Origin of the sequence: Streptomyces sp. NPDC047130 (assembly GCF_040643475.1) — a bacterium.
In the GTDB taxonomy this organism is placed as follows: domain Bacteria; phylum Actinomycetota; class Actinomycetes; order Streptomycetales; family Streptomycetaceae; genus Streptomyces.
Genome location: NZ_JBEYUK010000003.1, coordinates 381,720 through 394,867 on the forward strand (window position 1 = coordinate 381,720; position 13,148 = coordinate 394,867).

Consider the following 13,148-nt stretch of genomic DNA (forward strand, 5'->3'; position numbering starts at 1 on the left):
CTACCTCTTCCTCTTGTCGAAGGCAGCCCTCATGACCCTCACCGATCCCACGACCGTCAACCGGGCCGGCGTCCGTTACGGCGACCCGGACTTCGTCCTCGCGGCGAGTTCGCCGGTCATCGAGCAGCAGCTCCGTCACCGCTCGGTGCGCTCCTTCCTGCCCACCCCCGTCACCGAGGACGAACTGCGGGCCGTCGTGGCCGCGGCGTCGTCGGCGTCGACGTCCTCGAACCTGCAGGCCTGGAGCGTCGTCGCGGTGACCGATCCGGGGCGCCGGCGGCGGCTCGCGGACCTGGCGGCGGGGCAACGGTTCGTCGCGGAGGCGCCGTTGTTCCTGGTGTGGGTGGCCGACCTGGACCGCGGACACCGTCTGGCGGACCGCAACGGCACCCCACTCGACGCCACGGTCTACCTGGAGTCCACACTGCTCGGGGTCATCGACGCGGCGCTGGCGGCGCAGAACGCGGTCGTGGCGCTGGAGTCGCTCGGCCTGGGCTCGGTCTTCGTCGGCGCGGTCCGCAACCGCCCCGAGGAGTTCGCCGGGGAACTGAACCTGCCGCCGCACAGCGTGGCCGTGTTCGGGCTGGCGGTCGGGCGTCCCGACCCCGCGGAGGACGCCGGCGTCAAGCCCCGGCTCCCCCAGACCGCGGTCCTGCACCGCGAGACCTACGACGCCGGCGCCGCCGACACCGCCCTCCCGGCGTACGACGAGCGTCTGGCCGCCTACAACCGTGCCCACGGGCTCGCCGGCGCGTGGACCGAGCGCGTCCTGGCCCGGCTGGCCGGCCCGGCGAGCCTGAGCGGCCGCGAGCGGCTCCGGGAAGTCCTCGAGCGCCGCGACCTGCCCTCCCGCTGACCCGCCCGGCAGGCCCACGCCCCGGCCCTTCCGAACAGGAGAGAACGCACGATGAGCGAGCAGTACCCGCACTACGAGGACGTCCACAAGGCGGCCGACGACCGCTACGCGTCCCTGCCCTACCGCCGTGCCGGACGGTCCGGACTCGATCTGCCGGCCGTCTCCCTGGGCCTGTGGCAGAAGTTCGGCGACGACCACGCCTACGACACCCAGCGCGACATCATCCTGCACGCCTTCGACCTGGGCATCTCCCACATCGACAACGCCAACCGCTACGGCCCCCCGCACCGCGCCGCCGAGCGGATCCTCGGCCGCGTCCTGCGCCGGGAGCTGGCGCCCTACCGGCACGAGCTGATCCTCTCCAGCAAGGCCGGCGGTGTCCTCGGGCCCAACCCCAACCTCCGCGGCGGCGGCCGAAAGGCGCTGCTGACCTCCCTGGAGCTGAGTCTGCGCGCACTGGGGACCGACTACGTCGACATCTTCTACCACCACACCCCCGACGGGACGACGCCGCTGGAGGAGACCGCCGGCGCCCTCGCCACGGCCGTCAGGTCGGGCAAGGCGCTGTACGTCGGCATCTCCAACTACCGGCCCGACCGCGCGGAGGCCATCGCGCGGCTGCTGCAGGCCGAGGGGGTGCCGCTGCTCGTGCACCAGCCCCGCTACTCCCTCTACGACCGCGGCATCGACCGCGACGGCCTCGCCGAGCTCGCGCTCCGGGAGGGGTTCGGTCTCGTCGTGTACTCCCCGCTGGCCCAGGGCCTGCTCACGGACAAGTACCTGGAGACCGTCCCGGACGGCGCCCGCGCCCGCAACAGCGCCTTCCTCACGCCCGAGCACATCGACGAGACCTACCGGCAGCGCACCGCGCGGCTGAACAAGCTCGCCGTGAACCGCGGTCAGTCGCTGGCCCAGCTCGCCCTGCAGTGGGTGCTGCGCAACCCCGCCGTGACCTCGGCGCTCATCGGCGCCAGCTCCGCCGAACAGCTCGACCACAACCTGCGGGCGCTCGACGGCCCGGAGTTCACCGCCGAGGAGCTCGCCCTCGTCGACGAGTACGGCGTGCACGGCACGGGCCGGCCCGGCTGACCGCCGGGGGGCGGGCGCCGGGAGGCGGGCGCCGGAGGTCGGGCGCGCACCGGGCGCCGCGCACCACGCGGGCGGTACTCGACGACGGTGAGGGCCGGCGAGACGTACCGCTCCACCAGTTCCTCGACGCCCGGCGGACCGTCGGGCCGGTACCCCTGCGAGACGGCGTGCTGCCGCACGTGCACAGCAACCTCCCCTGGTAGCTGCGGGAACTGCGCGCACCTGCCGGAGGAACGCTGCTGTCGCTCGCGGAAGAGTGGTTCGGCACGGTCAGCCGCGCAGGAAGTACAGGACGGTCGTGATCACGGCGGTGGCCAGCAGGATGCCCCGCAGCGGCCGGGAGGGAAGGCGGCGGGCCAGGTGGGCGCCGGCCAGGCCCCCGGCCACCGCGCCGACCAGCAGGGCGGTGAGGGGAAGGGGAGCGCTCAGCGCGTCCGAGGCGACGAGGAACAGCGCCGACGCGCTGAGGTAGATCGCGGCGAGTTGGGTGACCCGCATCGGGTTGCCGGCCGCGGGGTCGAGACCGACGCCGATGCTCCACAGCGCCAGCATCAGGATGCCTACGGCTCCGCCGAAGTATCCGCCGTAGACGGCGAGGAGGAACTGTCCGACCAGGACGGCCCGCGCGCTCATGCCGACGGAGCGTCCCACGACCCGCCCCACGGCCCGGGAGAGGCGGCGTCCGAAGGCGAGGACCAGTGTGGCGAAGGCGAGCAGCCACGGTGCCGCGACGTCGAACGACGCGGCGGGCAGGGTGAGCAGCAGCCCGGCGCCGACGCCACCGCCGATCACGTCGACGGCGGTCAACGCCCTGGTGGACGCGGGCCCCACGGGCACCAGTTCACGCCGGTACACCCACGCGCCGGCCACCGCGCCGGGGAGCAGCGCGATCCGCGACACCGCGTTCGCCGTCACCGGCGGCAGGCCGACGGCGACCAGGACGGGCAGCGCGACGAACGTCCCGCCGCCCCCGACGGCGTTCAGGGCTCCGGCGCCGACACCGGCCAGCAGGACAAGGAGGAACTCGGTCACCCGCCGAGGATCACCCGTGGCCGCACGGCTCCACAATGCGGAATCGGCGCACCCTGCCTAAGGCTGGGACTTAGGCAGGACCTCCCGGCTGGGCTTCAGGGTGGGCTTTAGGCTGAGCCGGTGCGCTACGACCTGGACGACCTGCGGCTGTTCCTCCACATCGTCACGGAGGGATCCATCACGGCGGGCGCCCACCGCATGCACCTGAGCCTGCCCTCGGCCAGCGCCAGGGTGCGTTCGCTGGAACACCAGGCCGGCGTGACGCTGCTCGTCCGTGGCCGCCGGGGCGTGCGGCCCACACCGGCGGGGACGACCCTGGCCCGCCACGCCCGCGACGTGCTCGACCGGACCGCGCGGCTCGAGAGCGCCGTCGCGAGCTACTCCCGCCCGCCGACCGCTCCCCTGGTCCTGCTGGGCGGCGGCTCCGCGATGCACCGGCTGGTGCCGCAGGCCCTGATCTCGTTCCTCCGCGCCCACCCGGACACGGATGTCACGGTGGCCGAGAGCCGCACACCGCGGACCGTGCGGCTGCTCGCCGAGGGAGCGGCGGATCTGGGGGTCGTCCTGGACAACGAGGCCGGGGACCGCGGCCTGCGGACGGAACCCCTCGGCGACGACTCCCTCGTCGCGATCGGCCAGGCCGGAGGCGTCCTGGCCGGACGGTCCGCGGTGACCTACGGCGAGGTCGCCGAGCACCCCCTCGTCGGCCTCGACGCGGGCTCCTCGCTGCGCCGCTGGATCGAGAAGCGCCTCGGGCCGCACGCCCCGGTCGTGCGCCACCGCACCACGGTCGCCGACCTGAACGTGCTCGTCTCCCTGGCCGCCGCCGGCGCCGGGCTCGCCGTCGTACCGCGCCGGGCCGTCGGCCCCGGCCTGCCCGTCGACGTGTGCCCGTTGCGGGACGCCTGGGCCCGCCGCCACCACCTGCTGGCCTGGGGCAACAAGGACCACGCGGCGTCCCCGGCCACCGCGGCGCTCGCCGAGCACCTGCGCCGGGCGGCCTCGTCCGAGCCCGCCTTCCCGCCCGCCACGGCATGGCCACGGCCACCGGGGAGCGGCGAGTAGCCCACCGCCGCCCGCGCCGGCGAGGCGGGACCGGGTGGAACGTCTCCCCGCTCGAGGAGGCGTTCCACCCGGTCCGTGTCGCGTGCCGCGCCGTCCCCACGTGCGGCACGCTCAGACCCGCCGCCTCATCCCACGGGCGGCCGGCCCGGTCTTTCAGGCGCCCCGGCGATCGACCCCGCCATCGGACCCGGGATCGCCCCCGCCATCGGCCCCGGGATCGACCCCGAGGGCGGGCAGGACGACGGAGTCCACGAACCGCACCATGTGGTCGCTGTCGGCGTACCGGCCGGAGACGACCGGCCTCATGCGCAGCACGCCGAAGAGCATGTCCGGCACGAAGGGCAGCGCCGGATGGCCGGCGGGGACCTCGCCCCGGTCGACTCCCCTGCGCAGGACCGCCTCCAGTTCGGCGACCTCGGGGGCGACCAGTGACTCCCGGAGGGCGCCACGGAGTTCGCTGTCCACCGTGACGGCGTGGCCCAGCGCCTGGAACAGGCGGGTGTCCCTGCCGGACCGCTCCCCCATGACGGTGGCCACCTTCCGCAGATCACCGGCGAGCGACCCGGTGTCGACGTCGGCGAACCGGCCCTGGCGGCGGGCCCGCAGCGCGGCTGCCACGAACTGCGGCTTGGTCTTCCACTGGCGGTAGAGCGTCGACTTGCTGCACCGCGTCGCGGCGGCCACGCCGTCCATGGTGACGGCCTCGTAGCCGCTCTCCCGGATCAGTTCGAGCACGGCGTCGAAGAACTCCCGCTCACGCTCGGGCGTGATCCTGGACCGACGCGACGAGCCGCCCGGCCGCACCACCTCGTCCGTCTGCGAGGCCATCTCCTCTTCCCTTCCGCCCGGTGCGAGGCACCCCGCCCACCCCATCGATACGGCTGCGTACCGGTACTCCGCCGTACCGATACTAACCCGTCTCGATAACGCCGGACGCCGCCCGCGTCACGGGTAGACCTTGCCCCGCTGGGGGGAGCCTTCGTACTTCTCCTGGGCCTTCGCCAGCGCCTCGGCCGCGGAGAGCCCTTGGCTCATCAGCTCCTTCTGCAGGCTCGCCTTGAGCTTGCTGCTGCCCTCCGCCGCCGCGTTGACCGACCACGGTGTCCGGCAGGCGTAGATCAGCAGCGACGTGTACCTGCTGAGCGCCTGGGCCTGGTCGACGATGACGGCCAGGGGCGGGGTTTCGGCCTTCCTGGCCTCGGCGAAGGCGTCGGCGACCTGGTCGGACCACTGGAAGTCCAGCAGGACCGCCACGTCGCAGTGGTCCACCAGGCCGATCACGCGGTCGATCTCCAGGGAGAGCTCGGTGGCGTGGTGGGGCTGGACGTACTCGCCCGGTGCGTTGCCGGTGGGCTCCACCCCGGCGTTGGCGAGGGCGTCGGGCAGCGACGCGAAGATCTCGGCGTCGGCCCCGACCCGGTTCAGGCTCTGCTCCGACCGGACGGCGAAGCCGTACTGCCGTGGCGTGCCGACGGCGACGGGATGCTTGTCCTCGTAGCCGTGCGAGAACCACGCCAGCATGCCGGGGTGCTTGGGTGCCGAGGCGCTCCTGAGCATGGCGACGGTTCCCCGGCCCAGGCCCTCGATGTCGAAGGTCCGCGTCTCCAGCCTGGGCATGTCGGGCTGACGCTCGCGCCAGAGGCGATCGGCGTCGCCCACCGCGCCCTCGGCCCGCTCCTGGTACTGCTCCATGGACTCCGGCGGCGCGGCCTGCTGCGCCGTCGACGCGCTGCCGATCTCCGCGTCCATCGCGGCCGGGGTCAGATCGCGCTCGGCCAGTTGCTCCAACGCCTTCTCGGGCGTCAGCCGCTTTACCGCCATCTCGTTCCTGTTGATCTCGATGAGCTTCTTCCACACCCAGTTCTTCTGCTCCGGGTTCAGACGGGGGCTGCCCTCTCCGGCCCACTTCTGGAAGAAGGCCTGCGAGGTCTTCGACAGCACGCGCTGCACGACGCCGGCGTGGGCCGCCGTGGCCGCCCCCGGTGCGGCGGGTGCGGTGGGGTGTTCCCGGGCTGCGGAACGCTGCACGCTGCTCGCCTGCCGTCCGAGCTCGGCCGCCGTGCTCTCGGCGTCGCGTTCCAGGGCGTCGGCGGGGTCGCTGACACCCGTGGGGACGCCCCCGGCCCGCTGCTGGCGGACGTGCTGCAACTCGTGCCGCAAGGTGTGGTCGTCCATGTCGGCCGCGCTGCGGAAGACGATCCGGTTGGTCTTCGTGGTGTACGCCTTGGCCCCGAGCGCCTCGGCCGACCCGCGGTCGACGTGGACACGGACGTCACCGAAGTCCTCGCCGCCGAAATCGCCTTCCATCCTGCGCCGGACGTCCGGCCGCATCGGGCTGCCCGCGGCGCGGGTCACGGCGTCGGCCCGGGCGACGCCGTCGGTCTCCGGCTCCTGGTCGTACGCCAGCCGCTGCACGGCGGTGGCGTGACGGCAGTCCGCGTCGTGCCGGTGGCGCTCGCGTTCCATCCGCCGGACGACCGCGGCGTTGCCGACGGTCCGCTGGAGGGCACGCGCGGTCGCGGGGGACATCGGTCCGGTGCGCGCGGCGGCGGGGCCGCCTTCGAGGAGGGCCGGGGCCTGCTCGGCCTGCCGGGGAGGCGTCCGCTTCTCGTCCGGCCTGTCCAGGCGCTGCTGTCGGTCGGCACGCATGGCCGCTTCCTCTCGTGTGTCCGGTTACGGGGTGAACGGCCCGGTGCCCGCGACGGCGTCGGCGCCGCGGGCCCGGGCCGGGGTCAGGGCCTTCGGGCAGGTGAGGCGTGCCTACGGGAGGACGATGTCACGGCCGTCCCCGCCCTCGAGGACGTCCTTGCCGGAACCGCCGCAGACCAGGTCGTCGTCGCCTTCGCCGTGCAGCGTGTCGTCGCCGGGACCGCCGAGGACGATGTCGCGGCCGTCCCCGCCCATGACGTGGTCGTCGCCGGAGCCGGCGTACACGATGTCGTCGCCGCCGTAGCCCTCGATCATGTCGTCGCCCCGGCCGCCCCACATCCGCTGGTCGTCGCCGTCACCCATGAGGTGGTCCATGCCGTCGCCGCCGTACAGGGCCGCGGGTCCCATGACCATGTCGTCCCCCGCGCCGCCCAGCACCGTGCGTGCCGTGTGTGCGTGGAGTTCGTCGTCCCCGGCGCCGCCGCTGACGGTGCCGACCCCGGGGGTGAAGGCGGCGATCCGGTCGTCGCCGTCGCCGAGGTGGACGTCGATCCTGTCCGGCCGGGGGCTGTCGGCGGGGAGTTCGCAGACGACGGAGGTGGTGTCCTCGGCGCTGGAGTGCGCGCAGTGCTCGCCCGGCTCGAGCGGGACCACGTCGCGGAAGCCGATCCGCCGGATCCCGTCGCTGGTGTACATGGCGAAGACGTTGAGGTCGTTGGCCTGACCGGGGGCGGCGGTGAAGACGATCGACTGGGTCGTCCAGTCGGCGGCGACGCGGGCCTTCGCCCCGGTGGTGGTGGCGGCGGCCGGGCCGGCGGCGAGGCCGGCGGATAACAGGGTCACGGCGACGGCGCCGACGGCGGCTCGGTTTCGGTTCATGGGACCTCGTCTCGGTGAAGTGGCGGTGGACCGGCGCAACTCCCTGCTCAGCGGCGCCCTTGTAACCAACTCCGTTTGTGTCGTTGACATTTCAGGCAGAAGTCGTAGCGTTGGGAGCGCTCCCAGCATAGCTTTGTCCATGGAAGGAGTCCCCCCACATGCGCGAGAAGAGTCCGTTACCCGGGCGCTCACGGTCGGCGCTCCGCCGGCCCCTCCAGGCGCTCGTCATGCTGTTCGCCGTGGTCGCCGGCGCACTGGCCTGGTCCACCCCCGCACAGGCCCACGGCACCATCGTCAACCCCGCCTCCCGTGCCTACCAGTGCTGGAAGACGTGGGGCAGCAACCACATGAGCCCGGCCATGCAGACCGAGGACCCCATGTGCTACCAGGCGTTCCAGGCCAACGCCGACACCATGTGGAACTGGATGAGCGCCCTCCGCGACGGTCTGGGCGGCCAGTTCCAGGCACGCACCCCCGACGGGACGCTCTGCAGCAACAACCTGTCGAGGAACGCCAGCCTGAACAAGCCCGGCGCGTGGAAGACGACCAACATCAGCAGCAACTTCACGGTCCAGCTGCACGACCAGGCGTCCCACGGTGCCGACTACTTCAAGGTCTACGTGAGCAAGCAGGGCTTCGACCCCAAGACCCAGACCCTGGGCTGGGGCAACCTCGACTTCATCACGCAGACCGGCCGCTACGCCCCGGCGCAGGACATCCGGTTCAACGTCAACACCTCCGGCTACACCGGACACCACATCCTGTTCGTGATCTGGCAGGCCTCGCACCTGGACCAGGCGTACATGTGGTGCAGTGACGTGAACTTCGGCTGAGCCGAAGCACCGCACACGGCATCAGCCCCGGCCGGGCGGCGGTGATCCACCGCCCGGCCGACCCGGCCCCGTCGGGACGGGGGACCCCAGCGGTCACCCCGCCCGACGGGGCTTTCGCGTGCCGCCCGCACCGCACCCTCTTATTGGAAACGATAACCATTTATGTATAGTCCTTCTCCAGTCCCCGACGGCGTGCCCCGGGGTCCTCCCCCACGCCGTCACGCCCTGACGCCCTGACGTAGATAGAGATCCTCCGTGCGCATCCCCGAGCCCTCCCCCTCCCTCGCCGTGGCCGCGGCCGCCGCCCTGCTGCTCACCGGCTGTTTCGCCGCCGGGCCCGCCACCGACGACGCCTCCGGTGACGGGGGCCGGCTGCGGGTCGTCATGATGCAGCCACCCCGTTCCGGGCTCTCCCCGCTGAGCGACGACGCCTTCAAGCTGTCCCGGTGGAGCACCGCCGAGACGCTGGTCACCCTGGACGCCGACGGCGACCCGCAGCCGGCGCTGGCCGAGAAGTGGGAGCGGTCCGGGGAGCGCACCTGGTCCTTCACCGTCCGGGAGGGAGTGACGTTCCACGACGGCACCGCGTTCACCGCCGAGGCCGCGGCCCGCTCCCTCACCGAGGCCGCCGAGGCCGCCCCCAAGCCCCGCATCCTCGACGGTGTCGAGCTGACCGCGAAGGCCGACGGCGACATCCTCACCGTCACCACCGGCGAGGGCGACCCGCTGCTCCCCCACCGGCTCTCCTCCCCGCAGCTGTCGATCCTCTCCGCGAAGGCGTACGAGGGCCGGTCCGTGAACCCGGTCGGAACCGGCACCGGCGCGTTCGTCCTCAGGAAGGTGAACGGCACCAGCTCGGCCGCGCTCGACCGGAACGAGGACTACTGGGGCGGCCGGGCGAAGGCTCCCGGCATCGACGTGCGGTTCGTACCGGACGGCACCGCCCGGGCCGCCGCCCTGCGCAGCGGCGAGGCGGACATCGTGGAGTCGGTCCCGGTCTCCCAGGCGTCGCTGCTGGAGGAGGACCAGATCACCGAGGTCCCGATGCCGCGCACCAACACGCTCTACCTGAACACCGAACGGGGCGCCTTCACCGATCCCGCGCTGCGGGCCGCCGCCCGCGAGGCGATCGACGCCGAAGCCCTGGTGGACGGCGTCTACGAGGGCCGCGCCGACGTCGCCGAGGGCCTGCTCGGCCCCGCCGTCCCCTGGGCCGACCAGCGCCAGGGCCGCACGAGGCCCGCCGAGGCCGGCGATCCGCGCGGCAGGAGGATCACCATCGGCACCTTCACCGACCGCGCGGAGCTTCCCGAGGTCGCCGCCACGCTCCAGCAGCAGCTGCGGAAGGCCGGATTCACGGTCGAGCTGGAGATCCGCGAGTACACCAACATCGAGTCCGACGCGCTCGCCGGGAAGTTCGACGCGTTCGTCCTGTCCCGGGCGACGGTGCTGGACTCCGGGGACCCGGCCGCCTACCTCTACAGCGACTTCGGGAGCGAGGGGACGTTCAACCTCTCCCAGCTCGCCGACCCGGTCGTCGACAAGGCCCTGCACAAGGCGAACACCACGGCGCCCGGCGCGGCCCGGCGCGCGGCGGTGCTCGAGGCGGAGACCGCCGTCCTGAACAGCGACGCGGCGATCCCGATGCTGCACGAGCGGGTGATCCAGGGCGACGCCGTCGACGTCGTCGGCTCCGCGAAGGACCCGCGCGAGCGTCTGCTGGTCACCGCCGACACCCATCGCCGGTAGGCACCGCCACACGCGTCCGCGCGGCACCGGCACGGGAGCGCCGGAGCACCGGCACACAGGATCGAGCAGGACAGGACAGAGGATGAGAACCGCCGCCGCGCGCGCTGCCGCGCTGGTGACCGTGATCGGCGTCATCGGGCTGCTGCCCTGGCTGTCCGGGCGCGACGCCGCACTGAGCGTGCTGCGCGCCCGGTCCGCCGAGCAGGCCGCGACCGACGAGGCGCTCGACGCGATCAGGGAGGACCTCGGCCTGGACGCCGGGCCGTCGACGCTGCTGGCCCGCTGGGCGGCGGGGCTGCTGCGCGGCGACCTCGGCTCGTCCTGGGTGTCCGGCGCGGAGGTGCTGCCGTCGGTGGCCGGCGCCCTGCGGGTGTCGCTGTCCCTGATGAGCGTGTCCCTGGTCGTGGCCCTGCTGGTCGCGACCGCCCTGTGCGCCGGCACGGTGGTCCGCGCGGCGCGCGGAACGCTGCGCCGCACCGGCACCGGGGCGCCGGCCGCCGTGCTCGCCTCCGTCCCGGAGTTCCTGCTGGCCACGGTGGGGCTGCTGGTGCTGGGGGTGTGGCTGGGGGCGCTGCCGACCTCGGGCTGGACGGGGCCGGAGTCCATGGTGCTGCCGGCCCTGGCCATGGGGCTCCCGGCGGGCGGTCTGCTGGGCCGGCTGGTCGACGACGCCGTGCCCGCCGTGGCCGGCGAGCGGTGGACCGGCCTGTGGCGGGCCTCCGGGGTCTCCTCCCCGCGGATCGCCGGGGCGGTGCTGCGGCGTGCCCTCCCGGCGGTGGCGCCGCAGTTCGGGCTGGTCGCCGTGGGCCTCACGGGCGGCGCCGTGGCGGTCGAGACGGTGTTCGCGGTGCCCGGCATCGGCCGGACCGCGCTGGGCGCCGCCAAGTCCCAGGACCTTCCGCTGCTGCAGGGCGCGGTGCTGGCCCTGCTGCTGCTGGGCCTCGCCGCCGGTGCCGCCGCTCAGGTGTCGCGCACGCGGTTGCTCGGCCCCGGCCTGAGGGACGCCGCGCTCGCCCTGCCCGCGCCGCGACGCGCCTCCACCGGCCGGGTGGGGCGTGCGGTGCCCGCGGTCCTCGCGGCGGTCCTGGCGCTGGTCACCGTCTGGGGCATGCTGCGGGACCCCTTCACGGTCGACACGGCGGCCCGGCTGATGCCTCCGTCGTGGACCCATCCGCTGGGCACGGACGGTCTGGGGCGGGACGTGCTGGCCCGGCTCGGGCACGGTGCCCGGGACACCGTCGGGGTGGCCGGGCTGGTCTGTCTGCTCAGCTATGTCTTCGCCCTGGTCATCGGCTTCCTGCCGCGCTTCGCCGCGGGCGTGGCGGACGTCGCCAACGCCCTGCCGCCGGTGATCGCCGGCATCCTGGTGGCCGCCGCCGTCGGCCCCGGCACGGTGGGCGCCTCGCTCGCGGTGGCGTCGATCTCCTGGCCGCCGCTGGCCGCGCACGCCTCCGCGCTGGTGCAGGAGACCCGCTCCGCCGGGTTCCTGTCCGCGCAACGGGCCATCGGGGCCACGGAGTTCTGGGTGCTGACCCGGCACGTCCTGCCGTCGGTGGCCGGACCGGTGGCCCGGCACGCGGTGCTGCGGCTGCCGGGCATCGCGCTGGCGCTGGCCTCCCTCGGATTCCTCGGCCTGGGCGCCCAGGCGCCCGCCCCGGAGTGGGGCCTGCTCCTCGACGAGTCCCGCACGTACATCGAGCGGGCCCCCTGGGCGGCGCTCGCTCCGGCCGTGGCCCTCGCCCTGCTAGCGGGCCTCGCGGTCTCCCTCTCCGCCCTCACCGTCTCCCGCCGCACCCTCGGCCCGTCGGCCGTGGCGGACGCGCCCCTCGCGAAGGACGCCTCCCCCATGAAGGACGCGTCTTCCGTGGCGGACCCCTCCGCCGTGCAGGACCCGTCTCCCGTGAAGGAGGTGACCGCGTGACCGGTCGCTCTTCGCTGCTCTCCGTGCGCGACCTGTCGGTCACCTTCCCCGGCGGTCGCACGAGGCCGGCGGCCCGGCCGGTCGGCGGCCTCTCCTTCGACCTCCGGGCGGGCGAGATCCTCGCGCTGGCCGGTGAGTCGGGAGCGGGCAAGTCGCTGACCGCCCGCGCCCTGGTCGGCATGGCGCCGCCCGATGCCCGGGTCACCGGCAGTGTCCGGATCCACGACGCGGAGGTCCTGCCCGGCACCGGCGGCCCGGCCGGGCGGAAGGCGTTCGCGGGTCTGTGGGGGCGGCGGATCTCGCTGATCCCCCAGGACTCCCTGTCCGTGCTCAGCCCCGTGCATCCCGTCGGTGACCAACTGGCCGCCGCCGCACGCTCGGTGAACCGCCTCGGGCGCCGTGCCGCGCGGGCCGCGGCGGTGGCCGCCCTCGACCGGGTCGGTATCGCCGACGCCGCACGGCGGGCCCGCGCGTATCCGCACGAGTTCTCCGGCGGCATGCGGCAGCGTGCCGTCATCGCCATGGCCACCGTCAACGAGCCGGATCTGGTGGTCGCGGACGAGCCGACCACCGCGCTCGACCCCGAGAGCCAGGACCAGGTCCTGGGAGTCCTCGGCTCCCTGCGCGAGACCTCCGGCACGGCGCTGCTGCTGATCAGCCACGACCTGCCCGCGGTCCGCCGTCACGCCGACCGGGTGCTGGTCCTGTACGCGGGCCGGCTCGTGGAGTCCGGCCCCGTCGGCACGGTGCTGTCCCGGCCCCGCGCCCCGTACACCGCGGGGCTGCTGGCCTCGCTGCCTCCCGACGAGCCGGTGACCGACCGGCGGCTGCCCGTCATCCACGGGGCGCCGCCGTCGCCCGAGGAGCTCGCCACCCTGACGGGCTGCGCGTTCGCGGCCCGTTGCCCCCTGACGGACGCCCGCTGCCGCTCGCACACCCCCGAACCCGCGGCCGTCGCGGGAACGGCCGGCCACGACGACCCCGCCCACCACGTGGTGGCCTGCCACCGCCACCAGGACGTGCCCGCCACCGCGCGGGACCTGTTCCGCGAGGAGAGCTCCGCGTGAACCCGCTG

The 13,148-nt window shown here is 74.1% G+C and carries 11 protein-coding genes; 7 read left to right on the forward strand and 4 right to left on the reverse strand.

The window, feature by feature from the left end; all coding sequences use genetic code 11:
* The first annotated feature begins 31 nt into the window (after positions 1–31).
* Positions 32–856: an NADPH-dependent oxidoreductase gene (locus tag ABZ836_RS06865; RefSeq protein ID WP_356128062.1), complete on the forward strand. Its 825-nt coding sequence runs from the start codon at positions 32–34 to the stop codon at positions 854–856.
* A gap of 51 nt (positions 857–907) precedes the next feature.
* Positions 908–1,945 (forward strand): aldo/keto reductase, encoded by a 1,038-nt coding sequence (locus tag ABZ836_RS06870; protein WP_361140043.1) that lies wholly within the window; start codon positions 908–910, stop codon positions 1,943–1,945.
* A 270-nt stretch (positions 1,946–2,215) separates the two neighbouring features.
* Here the strand turns inward: ABZ836_RS06870 and ABZ836_RS06875 are convergent, their stop codons facing one another.
* The gene (locus ABZ836_RS06875) at positions 2,216–2,977 is read right to left on the reverse strand and encodes a sulfite exporter TauE/SafE family protein (RefSeq protein ID WP_361140046.1); all 762 of its coding nucleotides are present in this window, start codon (positions 2,975–2,977) and stop codon (positions 2,216–2,218) included.
* A 120-nt stretch (positions 2,978–3,097) separates the two neighbouring features.
* Between ABZ836_RS06875 and ABZ836_RS06880 the strand changes: the two genes are divergently transcribed.
* Positions 3,098–4,042 carry a LysR family transcriptional regulator gene (locus ABZ836_RS06880; protein ID WP_361140049.1) on the forward strand — a complete coding sequence of 315 codons (945 nt, stop codon included), beginning with the start codon at positions 3,098–3,100 and terminating at the stop codon, positions 4,040–4,042.
* A gap of 153 nt (positions 4,043–4,195) precedes the next feature.
* Here the strand turns inward: ABZ836_RS06880 and ABZ836_RS06885 are convergent, their stop codons facing one another.
* From ABZ836_RS06885 to ABZ836_RS06895, 3 genes are all read right to left on the reverse strand, one after another.
* Positions 4,196–4,870 (reverse strand): TetR/AcrR family transcriptional regulator, encoded by a 675-nt coding sequence (locus ABZ836_RS06885; RefSeq protein ID WP_361140052.1) that lies wholly within the window; start codon positions 4,868–4,870, stop codon positions 4,196–4,198.
* A 117-nt stretch (positions 4,871–4,987) separates the two neighbouring features.
* On the reverse strand, positions 4,988–6,691 hold the full coding sequence (locus tag ABZ836_RS06890; protein WP_356128076.1) for a DUF4157 domain-containing protein: 1,704 nt from the start codon (positions 6,689–6,691) through the stop codon (positions 4,988–4,990).
* Positions 6,692–6,802: 111 nt separating this feature from the next.
* Positions 6,803–7,570: a calcium-binding protein gene (locus ABZ836_RS06895; protein ID WP_361140056.1), complete on the reverse strand. Its 768-nt coding sequence runs from the start codon at positions 7,568–7,570 to the stop codon at positions 6,803–6,805.
* Between the two features lie 227 nt (positions 7,571–7,797).
* Between ABZ836_RS06895 and ABZ836_RS06900 the strand changes: the two genes are divergently transcribed.
* The 4 genes from ABZ836_RS06900 to ABZ836_RS06915 all read left to right on the forward strand — a co-directional run bounded on the left by ABZ836_RS06900 (position 7,798) and on the right by ABZ836_RS06915 (position 13,140).
* Positions 7,798–8,403 carry a lytic polysaccharide monooxygenase gene (locus ABZ836_RS06900; protein WP_356128402.1) on the forward strand — a complete coding sequence of 202 codons (606 nt, stop codon included), beginning with the start codon at positions 7,798–7,800 and terminating at the stop codon, positions 8,401–8,403.
* A gap of 255 nt (positions 8,404–8,658) precedes the next feature.
* The gene (locus ABZ836_RS06905; RefSeq protein ID WP_361140059.1) at positions 8,659–10,152 is read left to right on the forward strand and encodes an ABC transporter substrate-binding protein; all 1,494 of its coding nucleotides are present in this window, start codon (positions 8,659–8,661) and stop codon (positions 10,150–10,152) included.
* An 82-nt stretch (positions 10,153–10,234) separates the two neighbouring features.
* Entirely contained in the window at positions 10,235–12,073 is a 1,839-nt protein-coding gene (locus ABZ836_RS06910; protein ID WP_361140062.1) for an ABC transporter permease subunit, read from the forward strand.
* Complete coding sequence (locus tag ABZ836_RS06915) at positions 12,070–13,140, forward strand: ABC transporter ATP-binding protein (protein WP_361140065.1); 1,071 nt, start codon at positions 12,070–12,072, stop codon at positions 13,138–13,140. Before ABZ836_RS06910 ends, ABZ836_RS06915 begins: the two co-directional genes overlap by 4 nt.
* The last annotated feature ends 8 nt before the right edge of the window (positions 13,141–13,148 follow it).